Below are 13,677 nucleotides of genomic sequence, written 5' to 3'. Positions count from 1 at the left end.
TCACGCCGCCACCGGTAGTACGTCACCGAACTCACACCGAGCGCGCGGATTGCATCGGCCACGCTCTGGCCCTGTGAGATCAGCACGTCCGCCTGACGGAGCTTCGCGACGATCTCCTCGGGCTTCGGGTGTTTTGCCATCTCGTCCGTCCTCCAGGCTCAAAAGCCATACCAAAGGGCGGACCACTTCAATGGGGGCTGACCAGGCTAACGTCTTCGGCGTGTAGACGTTGTGGTAGCCGGGCCACTCCTTCGACATCGCGCGCACGGCTCTCTGCTTCCGCGCAGGTTCCGGTACGGACTCCTCATCGGCCGGGGCCGCCTCAAATGCCGTATCGAGCGCCATCCTGTCCCAGACAGCAGCTTCGCCGAGCCGGCGTGGACGAGGCAGCTTCCCCTTCTCCACGAGGCTTCTGAAGGCGTCTGGATCGAGGCCGAGGTAGCGAGCGGCTGCAGCCAGATCGAGGCCCCGCGGTGGGTAGGCGTAGGGATCGAGGACGTGGCCGAGCGTGACGGCAGGCTGCATCACGGCAAGATGGCTAGCCCGAGCGCGAGTGTCGAGGTGCGTTCGGGTCCTCTCCGCCGCGCCCGTGCAACGCGGCGAAGAAGAGTTGGTGCTTCAGTTCTCGATGCGATGAAGGGCGCAGAGCTTGTTGCCGTCCGGATCGCGCAGGTACGCGAGGTACATCTTTCCAGCGGAACCAGTGCGCTCACCCGGCGGATCTTCGACCGAGGTGCCGCCGTTCGCGACGCCGGCCTCGTGCCAAGCCTTGGCCTCCTCCGCGCTTTCCATGGTGAAGCCGATGGTGCCGCCGTTCGCTCCGGACGCAGCCTTACCGTCAACAGGCTTGGTGATGAGGAGGCGACCACCTCGGTGATCATAAATCAGCCGGCCATTCGCATCCGTGATGCCGGAAGGCCCGCCCGTCGCGGCGAACAAGGCGTCGTAGAACGTCTTCGTCCGGGCCATGTCGTTGCTGCCGATCGTGATATGGCTGAACACTGAGCCTTCTCCGTTTCCTGTGAGCGGCTTCGGCTACCGCGTCCGACCCCGAACGTACAGGCTGTCAGCCTCCGCTCGCGAGGGCGCTCTGGAGGGCTGAACCCGAAGACCTATCGCCGGCTCCGACTGTCGGGAACCGAAATACCCATTCCCCGACTGTAGATTTGCCGACAGGTTTTCCCGACAGGTTTGAACCGGCCAGGGGTGCAAAATCGAACCGCCTGTCAGACTGGCGGGAAAACGGTCGTTTACCGGACATAGGCTCGATCGAAGGCAATGCTGGAACGGGGGTCGGCCGCCTTGGTCGTCATCTCCTGCGAGCTTTGACCGTGTTGCCGGTCTCCTAGGCGGCCACCGTCTCGATCTTGGCCTGAAGTCCACCATGCCGATGTTGTCGAGAAACGCCCGCCTCGCTACAGGGCGCCATGGACAAGCTCGAAGCCCTCCTGGACCGCCTTAAAACCCGCCAGCGCGATCTCATTATGGAAGCCGCTCAGTACGATACGATGCCGGCCGACAGCACGCTGAAGCGGATCGCGGAGCTTGAGAACGCAATCGCGGCGGTGGAGGCGGTGGCCGACGAGTAGCGGGGTCGGCGGCAACGATAGAGCCGATGGGGTGATCGGCCATCGTTCGGCAACCTGGATGCAGATCGCAATTTCACACGAGCATTGCCCACCTACTTGGGGAGTTGCAGATAGGCCGGGTTGAACTCGGCGGCCCGCACGAGTCCGTCCCAGGACGTGATGCTGAGCGCCTGCGAACGAAGCGTCACAAGCCCCTGAGCCCGCAACTCCTGAAGCGTCCGGTTGGTGTGAACGCTCGAAAGGCCGAGCGCATCGCCAAGTTCACCCTGCGTGATCGGCAGGGTGCAACGCTGCTCGGATGCAAGCCCTATGGCTTCGAGCTTGCAGTAGAGTTCGCAGAGCAGATGCGCCATGCGCCCGAACGCGTCGCGCTGCCCCATGCCGGTGATCCACTGCCGGAAGATGGCGGCATCGATCAAGGTCTCACGCCAGAGGATGCCTGCGAGACCAGGGAAGCGCTTTGTGACCTCGAACAGGCTCTCGTGCGGGATGAAGGCGATCGTTGCCTCCGTCAGGGCTGCGAGGCCGTGATCCATCGTGTCGATATGCAGGCTGTGTAGATCTGGCACGTCGCCCGGCACGTGGAACGACAGGATCTGGCGCCGGCCTCCACCAAGAAGCTTGTAGCGGAAGGCCCAGCCTTCCACGATCAGACAAGAATGCTCGGGCTTGTCGCCCTCACGCACGATGTCCTGTCGAGGTCGAAGCCTCTGAACCTTCGTTGGCAGGCTTTCTACGGCATGCCGCTCCACGTTCGAGAGCCGGCCGATGCGCTCCAACCTGCGGACGAGCAGGCCGAGTGCGGCTTGGCTGGATACGGATACCATGACGGCCTCGCCACTGGATCAGGGGCGGAAGCGCGAAACTCTCCCAGCCGGCAGCGTCGGAAGGGTGCTGCCGATGGGGTCAGCCTAAACACACATACGTTGAAACCACTAATGACTGGGTATCAGGCGGCAATCTGGATCGAGCACGGTAGGCCGAATTCAACGCTTCTAAGCGCGGTGCACTGACCTATGTAATGGCTCCCACAAAAAACCTGGCCCAGAATATTGTGATCGCGGCACTCGTCCTGGCTTTCCGCGCTTGAGAGACACGTGCGCTCCCGCCTTCGATGCGTGAAGAGCCGATGCCTCGTTACTTTTTCGACATCCATGACGGCTTCAACCGGCGCGACGACGTGGGCACCGAATGCGCCGACCTGCAAGCCGCTGCCCTTGAGGCCAAGCGCCTGCTGCCGGCGATTGCCGCTGACGAAATCCCGAAGGATGGCGAGCGCCAGATCATCACCGTTCTGGTGACGGACGAGGAAGGCCATGCGGTCTACTCGGCCGCCCTCGCCTTCATCGGCACATGGCTGCTTCGGTAGGTCCTTGGCCGTCACCTGCGCCATCGGTCGAGAAGGGCATTGCGACTGCACGCGCTTGTGACCACCAAAGGCCAAGCTGTGTGCTACCTCAAGCTCGGCTCCTGACCTGGGGGCATCAAAACTGAGCCTAACCTCGGCGCACTTTTAACCGAGTGCGCCTTTTTCTTTGGAATTCAGTATAAATCACGCGTGCTCTCAAGCTTGGCTTCTGGCAAGGCGATGCGAAGGTGCAACGGAGTGGGTAATGGCGGGGGAGGACAGAATTAGCTTCGATGCGCTGGACAAGCCGCCGATGCCACCACGCTACCGAGCTATCCTGATAGGAAAGAGCGGTGAAGTGATTGGGATGACTCGCTTGAACGTAGACGACGATCCGAGTGCGATGGTGGAAGCTAAAGCCCTTGTGAATGGACATGCCGTCGAGTTGTGGGACGGTGTGCGCTTCATAGAGCATTTTCCAGTCGCTGATTAGACCAACAACCCATCGGCCCGCCTCATTCTAGATCGAGCGCTGCTTCATCCACGCATCGTGGTCCGCACGCGCCACGGCCAACTCCCGCTGCACCTCCTCAAGCCTGGCGTGCATCTCGCCGGCATCGACGGCCGTCTCGATCAGCAACTCCTGCGCCTCGGCGAGGGCCGCGCGCAACTCGGCGATTTCGGTAGCGAGCGCCAGGACAAGAGCCGTTGTGTCCTCGGTCATCCTTCGGCAACCCGCCTGATCCACTATGGACCCCGCTGCATCCGCAGCCAGCGGGTCCTCTTGATCCGCTGCGGCGGCCCTGCCTTCACCCCACGGCAGGGCCGCCACCTCTCCGAGGCTATGAGCTGGCCATAGGCCGGCGCTACGGTTCCTGTTCCCCGCGTCGCCGACCTTCACACGACCACCCGGCCCGAAGCTTCACGGGCGTGGCACAGGGAACTGGCCCGCACCGGCCTGTCATCGCGTGCTCTCTGTACCGGGCTGCCCAACGGCGTTCGCGACCGCCGCGGCGCGCAAGCGTCGAGAGGCGCGTGCTGTAGCAGGTCCAGGCGACTGCCGCTTACCTCGATTGCGTAAGGTAGCCTGCTTTGCGAAGATCATACTTCACCGCCTCGTGGATGAGGTGTTCGAGATCCTCATTTTGAGCAGCCGGTGGAGTTAGCGGTTGCATCGTTGGGAAGGGAAGCGCGACCTCGGCCAGCATAGCCGCTGCGTTGCCCTGATCCTGCTCAACGACAGGCTGATCCAGCATGCGCCGCGCGGCTACTTTGAATATGCCAAACATCAACGCCTCTTAATTTAGCTCAGGCACAGTTCGCGCCAGCGGGTTTCGTTGTACCTTAAGGGGGATTCTTGGCTGCTCGGCATGTCGAACGCCCGTATATCGGTCTGCCAGTCATCTGAGATCAATTGGCTCTTAGAACAGCATTACTCGTTCTGTCGTAATTCGTAGGCGTCATTCGGCCGCGATTTGCATGGCTTCGGTTCCCATTTCAGCAGCGCGCGGCATTTCTCGTCTAGTTGAAGCGTTTGCCACCTCGTGGAGAAAGGCAGAGATTTCGCGGTCGGCCAGCCAAGCGTCAACGGAGCGGCAGACGAGCTTCTCTAGCGGGTGCCGGCCATAAGCCGCGTAGCTCCTGGCGATGAAGGTCGGGAGCGTCATGGTATGCGCCGGGCCGGTCCGCGGTGTAGACGCCTTGAGGAATAGCGCACTGCCTGGCACGCCGTAGAATGCGGCGATCTCAGGGTAGACCGGCCAGCAGCCGAACCCGCCGAGGTCGTCCGGGAGGTAGGCGTCGAGGTCGCAAGCCCCGTAGGAGATGCCGGCCTTGTCAAGCAGCCCGCGGGCGAGGTCGGCAGCGACGTGCATCTTGATATGGTTGTTAGCGTGCATGAAGCAGCCCCGTCGGGCCCAGCGCACGAGCAGCGTATCGAGGTCGTAGCCGGCCTGTCGTCCGAGTAAGCGCAGTTGCGCCACCGAAGCCTCCCAACCCTCGAAGTAACCAAGGCGTCGGTACACCTCTTCGGTGTAAAGCCGCAGGGTCTGATCTGGCGCGAGACCAGCTCGGTAGCCGAACAGCGCGAGTCCAGAATGCGCGTGTCCCATCGGGCCGGAGATGAAGCCTGTCAGCTGGGCGGCGTCCTGCACGCCGACATTTACCAGGTCAGGGTGGAAGGCAGAGAAGACGATTGTCGGGATCAGCACGGCACGTGGGTAGGCGCGCAGGGTCTCGATGTCGCCGCCATCCTTAAACGACGGCAGGTAGATGTTGGAGAACACGTGGTCGTGCCGATCGGCCTCGGCCAGTAGGTCGCGCATACGTGGGAACAGGCGTCCAGCCTTGAAGGCGGAGATGAAACGGATCTCGGCCTCAGGCACCAGGAACCGCATCGCGCGGGCGATCGCTGCTCCCTGGCAAACGCCGATCAACAGGATGCGCGGAGACCCCACATTCCGTCGCCGGAACGGATCGACCTGCGACAGTCGATAGCGAAGGCGGTGCAGGTTGGCGATGTCGAGCATGAAGGCAGCCATGCCTCTCGATTTGCAAATTCAATGCCCGTCCGATGTCACACGGCCCTCTCGATGGGTTCAATCCTATACCGACCAGAAAAGCATGATGAACCTGCCGTTCTTGGCAAACCTGCTGCTTAAAGAGCACTGTTTGCAATGTCAGGCTTTCCGGCGGCAGCGAGCTTTGTCCCTCGGCTGCGCTTTTGCCCTTTCCGACCCTCCAAATTCACAGGGTAGGAAACAGGAGTATTCGTGCCCTGCGGGGATCTGCACCCACCCCCTGACAAGCGTGCCACCGTGGCGCGTTCGCCAGATCGGGCAAGCTGCAGCCAGGCTGTCCACTCGCGCGACACGATGCAGACCACGTTGGTATCACTGCGGAAGCGGGCGAGCCGGCGTTCCTCGACGGTGAGGAGGCCATGCGTTCGAGCCTCGCGGATCGCGTTCCGCACCATCGTCTCGGACACGCCTGCAACCGCTGCGATGTGGCCAACGGCTAAACGGCAGTCGCCTCGTTTTGCGACCTCGACCGCGATCACGGCAAGCACTGCCTGCTCGGCGAGGGTGAACCGCGCCGCTAGGCCCGGAGGAAGCCGCCCAGAGGCCGCCCAGCGGCGACGGCGGGCCATGGAGGCATCCGTGCGCGGTCGCGAGCCGGTGCGGCTCCTGGGGGCTCCTGTGAGGCCGTAGGCAATACCGGGGGTCTCGGCATTGGCGCTCCCCGAAACGGGGGACCTCAAAACTTGGGCGTTTCCCATGTTTGCCGCAGGCCGCGGCGAACTCTGCCGCGCCTCGATCAGCCCAGATAGCGCCTCGGCCTCGGCTTCGGACAGGTGCCCCTCTCCGAACGCCTTCCACATCGCGGACGCGACGGCTGGCAACGCGGCGCGCGGGGCCGCCTCCGCCTGTCGGCGGATCTCATAGGCGTAGTTCATCCGTCACAGCCCTGCTTGGGCCGCGTCAAAGCAGGGGGCGCAGCGGTAGCTGTCCCCGGCAAAAGGCAAAGCGCCATCGTCTCGGGAAATGATCCCGATTGACTCCCGGCGGGAGCTATGATGTCTGGGGAGTTGGAAGTGGTCTCCGCAGACCCATCGATTTCGACGGCCTCACCCTTGCCGGGGTGGGGCCGTTGGCGTTTTGGGCTTAGGTCTTTCTCGCGGCCTTGTTCCCTTGATCTCTGCCGGCTCACGACTCGCCACGGGGCGCGCCATAACCGGACATGGCATGTCGGCTGGCAGGCACGGCTAAGTCAACGGTAAGGGCGCGGCCAGGCTTGCCACGCGGCGCTGGCAGCCTCATCCCGGCGTCATGATCCGGTCCGACCTCGTCCTGCGCCTCGCTGCCCAGAACCCGCATCTCTACGAGCGGGATTGCGAGAAGGTGGTCAACGCCATCATCGGCCGCATCACGAGCGCGTTGGCGGCAGGGGATCGGGTGGAGATCCGCGGGTTCGGATCGTTCACGGTAAAGGAGCAGCCTAGCCGGCAGGCGCGAGACCCGAGGACGGGAGCACGAGTCGAGGTGCCCACCAAGACCGCGCTCGCCTTCAAGGCCGGCAAGGAGATGCGGGACCGGCTGAACTTGAAGGCGAGGGCAACGACGCCGTGAGCGACGACCCCTTCCACGAAGCCGTCGAAGCCCTCCGTGCGCTCGGCCTGTACGTCGAGCCGACCGGCGACGATCTGAGCCTGTGGCTCGTGGAAGGCGAAGAGATGAGCGCCGGTGGCATGTTGAAGCTTGCTATGCTGCTGGGGCTGGCGGTCGGATCGGCGACGATCCAGTGAAGCCCCCCGGACATCGCGTTGCGCCGCCCGGCCTGCGCCCCTATCCCCGCCGGCCCACCACCGGCGAGACCCATGGCATCACCAGCACCGATCCGACCCGCGCCCTCCGACGCCCAGGCTTGGCGCGACGCGCTTGAGGCCATGAAGCCGACCACCGCGCCATGCCCCGGCATGACGGGTCCGCGCTGGGAGAAGATGCGCGAGTCGGCCATCGCCTTCCTCGACGAGTTCGGCGACGAGGCCGCTGCGCTTGGCTGGACGACGGCGGAACTGTTCGGCGTGCACCCGACGGCCGGCTTCATCCGGGTCGACTACTGCGGCGCTCTGATGATCAGCGGCGAGCGCGTTCGCGCGATCGAGACCGACAAGATCCGGTTCGGGATGACGACGTACTACCGGAACTTGCCGGGGCGGCCCGTCGGCGTGCCGGTATGGGAGGTCGGGCGGTAGATCGCGGGGCACGAAAAAGCCCGCCGCGGCTGGTGCTGGGCGGGCTCACGAATGGCTACAGGTAGCTCAGCCTCAGCAACCTTCGTCCTTGGAAGCGGTCTGCGTCGGCTGAGCGTTATTCATAGCTCCCACCGTGCCGGGAGCTGCGGGCTGGTTGCCCCCGGCCATGTTCTTGGCAGCCGGGTCCTCCTTGCCCTGTCCCTTGTCGCTCGTGGAGCCCTGACCAGCTGCGGCCGTGCTGTTTGAACCGACGTTGTTCATGGCGCCGACTGTTCCAGGAGATGCGGGTTGGTTGCCGCCAGCCGTGTTCTTGCTGGAAGCGTCCACATCTGAACTCTTCGTGTTCGTGGCTTGGTTCGGGCTTTTGCTCTTGTCGGTGGTGCACGGAGCAGCGAGAGCAACCGAGCCAGACAGCAGCAGCATAGTAACAGCGGTCGAAAGCGACTTCATGGGTTTCCTCCGGTACTTTTTTATGCCGGAGAAAGCGGAAGCGTGGATCGCTGGTTCCACTTAGCGGCGCGCTGGCTACGAAAAAAGCCCCGCGCGGCGGGTGCTGGCGGGGCTGAAAGTTGCCTCGGAGCTTTAACGTAGACGCCTCACGATCGGGCCTCACCCGATCAGGAAATGCACCAGGATCAGCGCCACCGCCGCTCCACCAATCCCGAGGCCCATGAGCGTAACGCTGCTGAGCTGATCGACACTGTCCACGTCATGTCCGATGCGGTGCTCGACGCTGTTCGCGCCCTCGCCTGGCCTGTCCGGACTGCCTGGATAGACGCGGGGTGCCATATCGGTCTCCTTGATGATCCGAGGGCAACGCCGCGCTGAAGCCGATCGTTCTGAGGCCAACCACTAAAAAGCCCGCCGTGGCCGGAGTCAGGGCTGATCTGACGAGTTCCCCGCGAGCAAAGCCGGGGGAGGCAGGCCCGTCCCCCGATCTGATCACGGGGCGACGGGTGCTTCGTTCATCTCACCAGCGAACCGGTCCGAAGCCCGGCTTGAGGGTACGGTGCCTTGAGCCGGTTACCGGCGGGTCAACGGCAGCAACTGGCTCGGCACCCCTGTTGCGATCGCCCACCTCCGACGCAATGATGATCGAGCGCAGCGGGACCGGCGCGCGGAGGGGCCGACATGCGGCTGGTGAGCGAGCAGTCGGATGAGGACATCCGGAAGCGCGAGGTGGAAGCTCGCAAGCAGGAGGCGACCAAGGCGCTGAAAAGGAGCATCCGCGCACTCGCCGCCAACATCCTCCGCGTTACGCGCGGCGCCGGGCAATCGTACCATCTCGGCAATCAGATGGTCGCCTGCCTCAACGCAATGACGGATTACCGCGACGTCGCCGGCTGCGGCCACACGACTTACGATCTCGATCAGATGCTCGATCCAGACCTCGCGTTTGACGAGTATCGTCCCTGGGCGGCCGACAGCCCGGAGCAGCAAGCCCGCATGGAGGCCGACCACTCGGACGAGTGCGAGGACGCCGACCGCGAGGTTCGACGAGCAAGCCTGCAGATCGTCGCCTCGATGCTGGTTGACCAACTGACGCAGCAGAGGCGCGGAGAGACCGATCTCTCTGCGGCCATCCGCCGGCGCGAGGACGCGCGCGAGAAGCGGCGGGCGTTCCACCAAGCCAAGATCCAGAAGGCGCCACGCCCGCGCGTAAAATCGAAGCCGCCGACGGTGCGACCCACCAAGTAGGCTGGCGAGGGGAAGAGCACTCAACCGCCACGCGGCATCACAATGGAGAGGCGGCCGAGGATCAGCGCGATGGCCCCCCCAGGCACGCGTTTTCAGGCCTGCTGTGAGCCGCGTTCGACCGCGTCGAGCTCTGCCGCCATCTGCACGACCTCAGCGGGATGACGTTCGGCCAAACGCAGTGCCACCGTCATGGTGCGTGTCGCCCGCACCTCTCCGCTCTCGTACTTCTGGAACGCCCTGGGACCGCCGCCGAAGATCTGGCTGGCCCTGGCCTGAGACAGTCCAAGCCGCTTGCGGACGCGCGCAACTTCGGACGGCGAGACGACACCCTCGACCTCAGCCTTGAGATCTGCGAGCGCCCGATCGGATGCGCGCATGTCGGCGCGATCGTGGATGCTCTCGCCACTGGCATCGCAGTACCAGCCCGGCATGTCGAACGTCCGCTTCCGTCCCTTGTATGTGATCGTCAGCGGGCGCACGCTGCGGACCATCGGTTGCCCCGTCTCCGGGCAGCAAGGCGCTTCAGCCATTGTCCTTCTCCTTGAACGACAGCAACAGAAACTCGGTCACGACGTCCGCGCGAAACTTGATGTACAGCGTGCCAGCGTCCGACGGGACGTGGTAGACGTCCTGCCACTCGCGATGGTTGTTGAACGAAGTCACGGATTTATCGAAGTGCTCGCGCTGCATCGTCCGGATGACGGCCGCCATCTCCGATGACCCGAACCCCAGCGCCGCCGCGGTACGCGTGACGGTGCCTGTCACGGCGAACTTGGACGACCCCGCCCAGGTGCGCACGCTGTCCAGGTCGTAGGTTGGCTTTCGCTTCTCCGACATCGCGATCCTACACCATAATGGTGTATCAGCAAGAGTGGTTCCGGAGCGTGGTGAACGACGTCAGTGGTCGGCGCGGGTGCCGTCTTTCCGCTCGCGGAACCGGATGCCGGCCCTCCCCCGTTCTCGGGGATGAATTCGAGGTCGTTGTGTCCCTTCATCAATTCTCCGGCAGACCAGCCTTGCGCAGGCCTTCCACGAGGCGAGCATATTCGACCAAAAAGGTAGGCTGATCCGACCAATCGGCACGCGCCCACTTCTGGACGGTGTAGCCAGGCATCGACTTCAGAAGACCGCCTATCGCCTCTTCTGCTTCGGCCTTCCGCCCAGTCCAAGCGTATGCTGCCGCAAGGTCAACGTAAGCCTGCCAGAATGGGCTATCGGCGATAGAGCGATTACACCAGACAATTGCTTCTGCCCATTCGCCTAAGTGAGCGTGCGAATGACACACCCAATATTTCCAGATGTTGATCAATGGATCGCGCGGGCTTAGGCGGAGAGCTGTCATTACAAGTGGCCGAGCTTCCTCTGCCCGGCCGTTGAGGATCTTCGTCAACCCAAGAGTGGCATAGGCGACAGCCAAGTTCTGATCACTATCAATGGCAAGTCGGTATGACGCCTCGGCTAGATCAAGATCTCGACGGGCACGCAAGACGTCCCCCTTGACCAAACGAGCAAGAGCATTGCTAGGATCGGTCGTCAAAACTTCTGTGATAAGTCCGTCAGCAATCTCGGTATCAGCAGCGATGCGTTCGCTCCAACGGCTTACAACAATCGTCGCTACGGTCCTGGCAAGTCCAATCCTACCTTGAAGGAGACTCGGATCAATCTCTAACGATCGCTCAAAAATACTACGCGCCTCAATCATATTTGCTTTCGAGCGCGGCCGGTTAAACACCGCCCAACCTGTCATAGCCAAGTCGCTAGCCGTGGCGTCGTCGGTTCTCTCTCGCAAGACGCGAAGGCCTTCAGCTTGAGTCAGTTGCACGTCGAGCGAGCGGGCCAGCCGGGCCACGAACTCGACCTGAAGCTCGCCGAGCCGAGCGCGCTCGCCCTCAAACCGATCCGCCCACACATGTGCGCCGGTCTCTGTCGAGATCAACTGAGCGTTCAATACAATTCGCTCGCCCGTGCGGCGCACGCTGCCCTCCAAGGCGTAGCGCACCCCGAGATCACGCCCGAGTTGGCGCACGTCGATGGCCTTGCCCTTGTAGGTGAAAGCGGTGTTGCGGGCGATCACGAAGCTGCCGACCAAGTGCGATAGATCGGTGGTCAGGTCCTCTGTCAGGCCATCGGCGAAAAACTCTTGCTCGGAGTCGTTGCTGAGGTTGGCGAACGGCAACACGACAATTGAGAGGCTTGGTACCGGCTTTGCCGGCAGGCCAGCGCGCACAGCAAGCGTTGTCTCACCCGAGAGCTTCTGTGCCTGCCAGAACCACAGGCCTGCACCTGCCGCTACGAGGGCAAACGCCCCTGTAGCAAAAGCGATAAGCGCTGCCTTCGGTCGGCGAGGCGACGGAACCCCATCGGCCATGATCGCAGCTGCCGGCGCGGGAGCAATCGGTATCACTGCGTCGGATTGATCCTCGACGGCTGGCTCCGGGAGATCCAGGACGGCCTCGGCCGAGAGGGCGAAGACGCCGACCGGCCGAGCAATGTTCTTCAACGCGAGCTTCCCCCGGTCCTCAAAACGGATTGGCAGCCGATCGCGAACTTGATCGTGGACTGCCCGAGAGATGCACAGGCCGCCGGGCTCGCAAATCGGCTCCAGGCGAGCGGCCACGTTCACCCCGTCGCCGTAGAGGTCGCCATCAGGTTCGGCGAGTACGTCCCCGAGGTTGATCCCGATGCGCATGTGCAGGGCTTGGGTCTCGGGCAATCGTGCATTGTGGTCAGCAGCGGCCCGTTGGATCGCCACGGCACAGGCGACCGCACGCACCGGACTCGGGAATTCAACGAGGACCCCGTCGCCGGTCGACTTCACGATCCGCCCGTGTGCGGCGGCGATACGCGGATCGACTACCTCCCGACGCAACGCCTTGAGCCGCCGCAGCGTCCCGTCTTCATCGGCCGAGATCATCCGGCTGTAGCCGACGACGTCGGTGATCAGGATCGCGGCGAGGCGACGTTCCCCGGTCTTGTTCATGGACCGCTCCGCGCTTCGCCAAACTTGCTCATGGACGTTTGAGCCTCATGATGTTGGCAGTCGTATTCATACCTTCAGTCCATCACTGGTCTGCGACACAAACTTTATTCTAATGGCTTTGATCTGGGTTCGCATCAATCGGCTCCCCTCTTCGCGCCGTGAACGATCTGCTGCAGTAGCGAGGGGAGCGGCACGCCGTACTCCTCGAGGAGGAAGGCAGCACTGAGCAGCGTCCTGATGTGCTGGTCCGGGACCGGCCGGTTCATGATCTGCGCGTCCAGCACCTGATCGGCGAGGAGGCCGGCGAGGCGAGAGACTTCGGATAGGTGCTCTGGCGATGCCGTCACGATTGGGGCTCGCGGAGGCGAACGCCTGGCCCGCCGCCGTTCTGCGGGATGAACTCAAGCCCTGCCGCTTCAAGTGCCCGGCGAATAGCCTCGGCATTGGCTGCCGTGATGCTCAAAGGCCCGTCCTGAAGTTCAGCCCGCCGCACCGTAGCAACGCCGAGACGGGACGCGTCAGCAACCTCTTGTGCAGTCCACCTCAGGAAGGCGCGGGCCGCCCGGAGCTGTGCGCCTGTGATCGTCAAATTATCACCTGATTGCCTATTGATCTCATATTGATCGAGTGATATCAAAACTATCACACGGTCTGAAACGGATCAACGCCAATGCGCTACGCCAACCTCATCCCCCACACGCACATCGCCCGCGCCCCCGACGCTCGCCTGACTGCCGACGCCCGCCGCGTCTTCACTCGCGCCAAGGCCGCCGTGAACGTCTGCACCGAGAGCGCCAAGCACTTCTCCCGCACCGTTGCCCCGCTGACCCGCCGCGACGGCACCTTCGACCGCTCCGCCATCATGCGCGCCGCGATCCGCTGCGCTCAGGCCCGCATGGAAGTGACCGGCGACGCCTGGGGCGTGTGCATGTCCTACGCCCTCAAGGGCGCATGGGCTGCTGCGAAGTCTTCCCGCCTCGTCCGCGCGCACTGAGGCCGGACCGATGGCCGCCGACCTCATCCGCTCCCCCGCCGTCCGCCTGCTGCACGCCCAGCAGGATCACGCGATCTGCCTGCGCCTCGCGGCCTCCTACCGCCACCGGATCGCGGCCGGCGAGACCGACCAGCGCGAAGCCCATGCCTGGGCGCTCAGCCTAGCCCGCCGCTGGCGCCTCGTGGCTGCCGAACTGAGCGAGGCCCGCTGATGCGGATCACGCGCCAATCCATGATCTCGGGCGAGACCAACACGCTCGACCTGCCCGTCACCTGCGAACAGCTCGCGGCCTGGATGGGTGGCGAGCCCATCCAG

The 13,677-nt window shown here is 63.6% G+C and carries 21 protein-coding genes and 1 pseudogene; 9 read left to right on the top strand and 13 right to left on the bottom strand.

All coding sequences use genetic code 11. The annotated features are described in order from the left end of the window. Together FV229_RS20225 and FV229_RS20215 are read right to left on the bottom strand one after the other, a co-directional pair. Positions 1-140 (bottom strand): annotated as a pseudogene (locus FV229_RS20225) (IS3 family transposase); the annotation flags it as partial. Between the two features lie 478 nt (positions 141-618). After that, positions 619-1,002: a VOC family protein gene (locus FV229_RS20215; RefSeq protein ID WP_147753678.1), complete on the bottom strand. Its 384-nt coding sequence runs from the start codon at positions 1,000-1,002 to the stop codon at positions 619-621. A gap of 425 nt (positions 1,003-1,427) precedes the next feature. On the opposite strand from FV229_RS20215, the gene FV229_RS27550 reads away from it, so the two are divergent. After that, the gene (locus FV229_RS27550) at positions 1,428-1,589 is read left to right on the top strand and encodes a hypothetical protein (RefSeq protein ID WP_187275216.1); all 162 of its coding nucleotides are present in this window, start codon (positions 1,428-1,430) and stop codon (positions 1,587-1,589) included. A gap of 92 nt (positions 1,590-1,681) precedes the next feature. On the opposite strand, the gene FV229_RS20210 is transcribed toward FV229_RS27550, so the two are convergent. Further along, a complete protein-coding gene (locus FV229_RS20210; protein ID WP_147753677.1) occupies positions 1,682-2,416 on the bottom strand; it encodes a Crp/Fnr family transcriptional regulator in 735 nt (244 codons plus the stop codon). A gap of 302 nt (positions 2,417-2,718) precedes the next feature. Between FV229_RS20210 and FV229_RS20205 the strand changes: the two genes are divergently transcribed. Both FV229_RS20205 and FV229_RS20200 read left to right on the top strand, forming a co-directional pair. After that, complete coding sequence (locus tag FV229_RS20205) at positions 2,719-2,958, top strand: hypothetical protein (RefSeq protein WP_147753680.1); 240 nt, start codon at positions 2,719-2,721, stop codon at positions 2,956-2,958. Positions 2,959-3,202: 244 nt separating this feature from the next. Next, positions 3,203-3,430: a hypothetical protein gene (locus FV229_RS20200; protein WP_147753676.1), complete on the top strand. Its 228-nt coding sequence runs from the start codon at positions 3,203-3,205 to the stop codon at positions 3,428-3,430. Between the two features lie 27 nt (positions 3,431-3,457). Here the strand turns inward: FV229_RS20200 and FV229_RS20195 are convergent, their stop codons facing one another. The 4 genes from FV229_RS20195 to FV229_RS20180 all read right to left on the bottom strand — a co-directional run bounded on the left by FV229_RS20195 (position 3,458) and on the right by FV229_RS20180 (position 6,391). Continuing rightward, positions 3,458-3,661: a hypothetical protein gene (locus tag FV229_RS20195; RefSeq protein WP_147753675.1), complete on the bottom strand. Its 204-nt coding sequence runs from the start codon at positions 3,659-3,661 to the stop codon at positions 3,458-3,460. A gap of 340 nt (positions 3,662-4,001) precedes the next feature. Then, positions 4,002-4,226 (bottom strand): hypothetical protein, encoded by a 225-nt coding sequence (locus FV229_RS20190; RefSeq protein ID WP_147753674.1) that lies wholly within the window; start codon positions 4,224-4,226, stop codon positions 4,002-4,004. Between the two features lie 171 nt (positions 4,227-4,397). Further along, a complete protein-coding gene (locus FV229_RS20185) occupies positions 4,398-5,477 on the bottom strand; it encodes a WcbI family polysaccharide biosynthesis putative acetyltransferase (protein ID WP_147753673.1) in 1,080 nt (359 codons plus the stop codon). 116 nt (positions 5,478-5,593) lie between these two features. Continuing rightward, a complete protein-coding gene (locus FV229_RS20180; RefSeq protein ID WP_147753672.1) occupies positions 5,594-6,391 on the bottom strand; it encodes a helix-turn-helix domain-containing protein in 798 nt (265 codons plus the stop codon). A 373-nt stretch (positions 6,392-6,764) separates the two neighbouring features. Here FV229_RS20180 and FV229_RS20175 point away from each other — a divergent pair, with 373 nt between their 5' ends. The 3 genes from FV229_RS20175 (at position 6,765) to FV229_RS20165 (ending at position 7,690) form a co-directional block, all read left to right on the top strand. Then, positions 6,765-7,064: an HU family DNA-binding protein gene (locus FV229_RS20175; protein WP_147753671.1), complete on the top strand. Its 300-nt coding sequence runs from the start codon at positions 6,765-6,767 to the stop codon at positions 7,062-7,064. Beyond that, the gene (locus tag FV229_RS20170) at positions 7,061-7,240 is read left to right on the top strand and encodes a hypothetical protein (RefSeq protein ID WP_147753670.1); all 180 of its coding nucleotides are present in this window, start codon (positions 7,061-7,063) and stop codon (positions 7,238-7,240) included. The genes FV229_RS20175 and FV229_RS20170 overlap by 4 nt, the downstream gene beginning before the upstream one ends. 72 nt (positions 7,241-7,312) lie before the next feature. Continuing rightward, complete coding sequence (locus FV229_RS20165) at positions 7,313-7,690, top strand: hypothetical protein (protein WP_147753669.1); 378 nt, start codon at positions 7,313-7,315, stop codon at positions 7,688-7,690. Between the two features lie 72 nt (positions 7,691-7,762). Here FV229_RS20165 and FV229_RS20160 read toward each other — a convergent pair whose 3' ends face one another. Both FV229_RS20160 and FV229_RS20155 read right to left on the bottom strand, forming a co-directional pair. After that, the gene (locus tag FV229_RS20160) at positions 7,763-8,140 is read right to left on the bottom strand and encodes an exopolysaccharide production protein YjbE (RefSeq protein WP_147753668.1); all 378 of its coding nucleotides are present in this window, start codon (positions 8,138-8,140) and stop codon (positions 7,763-7,765) included. Positions 8,141-8,299: 159 nt separating this feature from the next. Further along, complete coding sequence (locus FV229_RS20155) at positions 8,300-8,479, bottom strand: hypothetical protein (RefSeq protein ID WP_147753667.1); 180 nt, start codon at positions 8,477-8,479, stop codon at positions 8,300-8,302. Between the two features lie 342 nt (positions 8,480-8,821). On the opposite strand from FV229_RS20155, the gene FV229_RS20150 reads away from it, so the two are divergent. Beyond that, entirely contained in the window at positions 8,822-9,388 is a 567-nt protein-coding gene (locus tag FV229_RS20150) for a hypothetical protein (protein WP_147753666.1), read from the top strand. A gap of 92 nt (positions 9,389-9,480) precedes the next feature. Here the strand turns inward: FV229_RS20150 and FV229_RS20145 are convergent, their stop codons facing one another. From FV229_RS20145 to FV229_RS20130, 4 genes are all read right to left on the bottom strand, one after another. Then, a complete protein-coding gene (locus FV229_RS20145) occupies positions 9,481-9,918 on the bottom strand; it encodes a type II toxin-antitoxin system MqsA family antitoxin (RefSeq protein ID WP_147753665.1) in 438 nt (145 codons plus the stop codon). Then, positions 9,911-10,225, bottom strand: coding sequence for a type II toxin-antitoxin system MqsR family toxin (locus FV229_RS20140; RefSeq protein ID WP_147753664.1), 315 nt, complete (start codon positions 10,223-10,225; stop codon positions 9,911-9,913). The genes FV229_RS20145 and FV229_RS20140 overlap by 8 nt, the downstream gene beginning before the upstream one ends. Positions 10,226-10,382: 157 nt before the next feature. After that, positions 10,383-12,368 (bottom strand): adenylate/guanylate cyclase domain-containing protein, encoded by a 1,986-nt coding sequence (locus FV229_RS20135; RefSeq protein WP_147753663.1) that lies wholly within the window; start codon positions 12,366-12,368, stop codon positions 10,383-10,385. A gap of 134 nt (positions 12,369-12,502) precedes the next feature. Then, positions 12,503-12,715 (bottom strand): hypothetical protein, encoded by a 213-nt coding sequence (locus FV229_RS20130; RefSeq protein WP_147753662.1) that lies wholly within the window; start codon positions 12,713-12,715, stop codon positions 12,503-12,505. 323 nt (positions 12,716-13,038) lie between these two features. Between FV229_RS20130 and FV229_RS20120 the strand changes: the two genes are divergently transcribed. Beyond that, complete coding sequence (locus FV229_RS20120) at positions 13,039-13,362, top strand: hypothetical protein (protein ID WP_147753661.1); 324 nt, start codon at positions 13,039-13,041, stop codon at positions 13,360-13,362. A 10-nt stretch (positions 13,363-13,372) separates the two neighbouring features. Beyond that, positions 13,373-13,573 carry a hypothetical protein gene (locus FV229_RS20115; RefSeq protein WP_147753660.1) on the top strand — a complete coding sequence of 67 codons (201 nt, stop codon included), beginning with the start codon at positions 13,373-13,375 and terminating at the stop codon, positions 13,571-13,573. Positions 13,574-13,677 lie beyond the last annotated feature (104 nt).

The sequence above is a fragment of the Methylobacterium sp. WL120 genome (assembly GCF_008039465.1).
Classification (GTDB): Bacteria; Pseudomonadota; Alphaproteobacteria; order Rhizobiales; family Beijerinckiaceae; genus Methylobacterium; species Methylobacterium cerastii.
The sequence above is the reverse complement of the archived record's forward strand: the minus strand, read 5'-3'. Positions and strand labels throughout refer to the sequence as shown.

Bases quoted from the DNA above. Each gene is read 5' to 3' on its own strand.
- FV229_RS27550 (WP_187275216.1), top strand. From the start codon at position 1,428: ATGGACAAGCTCGAAGCCCTCCTGGACCGCCTTAAAACCCGCCAGCGC.
- FV229_RS20210 (WP_147753677.1), bottom strand. From the start codon at position 2,416: ATGGTATCCGTATCCAGCCAAGCCGCACTCGGCCTGCTCGTCCGCAGG.
- FV229_RS20205 (WP_147753680.1), top strand. From the start codon at position 2,719: ATGCCTCGTTACTTTTTCGACATCCATGACGGCTTCAACCGGCGCGAC.
- FV229_RS20200 (WP_147753676.1), top strand. From the start codon at position 3,203: ATGGCGGGGGAGGACAGAATTAGCTTCGATGCGCTGGACAAGCCGCCG.
- FV229_RS20195 (WP_147753675.1), bottom strand. From the start codon at position 3,661: ATGACCGAGGACACAACGGCTCTTGTCCTGGCGCTCGCTACCGAAATC.
- FV229_RS20190 (WP_147753674.1), bottom strand. From the start codon at position 4,226: ATGTTTGGCATATTCAAAGTAGCCGCGCGGCGCATGCTGGATCAGCCT.
- FV229_RS20185 (WP_147753673.1), bottom strand. From the start codon at position 5,477: ATGGCTGCCTTCATGCTCGACATCGCCAACCTGCACCGCCTTCGCTAT.
- FV229_RS20180 (WP_147753672.1), bottom strand. From the start codon at position 6,391: ATGAACTACGCCTATGAGATCCGCCGACAGGCGGAGGCGGCCCCGCGC.
- FV229_RS20175 (WP_147753671.1), top strand. From the start codon at position 6,765: ATGATCCGGTCCGACCTCGTCCTGCGCCTCGCTGCCCAGAACCCGCAT.
- FV229_RS20165 (WP_147753669.1), top strand. From the start codon at position 7,313: ATGGCATCACCAGCACCGATCCGACCCGCGCCCTCCGACGCCCAGGCT.
- FV229_RS20160 (WP_147753668.1), bottom strand. From the start codon at position 8,140: ATGAAGTCGCTTTCGACCGCTGTTACTATGCTGCTGCTGTCTGGCTCG.
- FV229_RS20155 (WP_147753667.1), bottom strand. From the start codon at position 8,479: ATGGCACCCCGCGTCTATCCAGGCAGTCCGGACAGGCCAGGCGAGGGC.
- FV229_RS20150 (WP_147753666.1), top strand. From the start codon at position 8,822: ATGCGGCTGGTGAGCGAGCAGTCGGATGAGGACATCCGGAAGCGCGAG.
- FV229_RS20145 (WP_147753665.1), bottom strand. From the start codon at position 9,918: ATGGCTGAAGCGCCTTGCTGCCCGGAGACGGGGCAACCGATGGTCCGC.
- FV229_RS20140 (WP_147753664.1), bottom strand. From the start codon at position 10,225: ATGTCGGAGAAGCGAAAGCCAACCTACGACCTGGACAGCGTGCGCACC.
- FV229_RS20135 (WP_147753663.1), bottom strand. From the start codon at position 12,368: ATGAACAAGACCGGGGAACGTCGCCTCGCCGCGATCCTGATCACCGAC.
- FV229_RS20120 (WP_147753661.1), top strand. From the start codon at position 13,039: ATGCGCTACGCCAACCTCATCCCCCACACGCACATCGCCCGCGCCCCC.
- FV229_RS20115 (WP_147753660.1), top strand. From the start codon at position 13,373: ATGGCCGCCGACCTCATCCGCTCCCCCGCCGTCCGCCTGCTGCACGCC.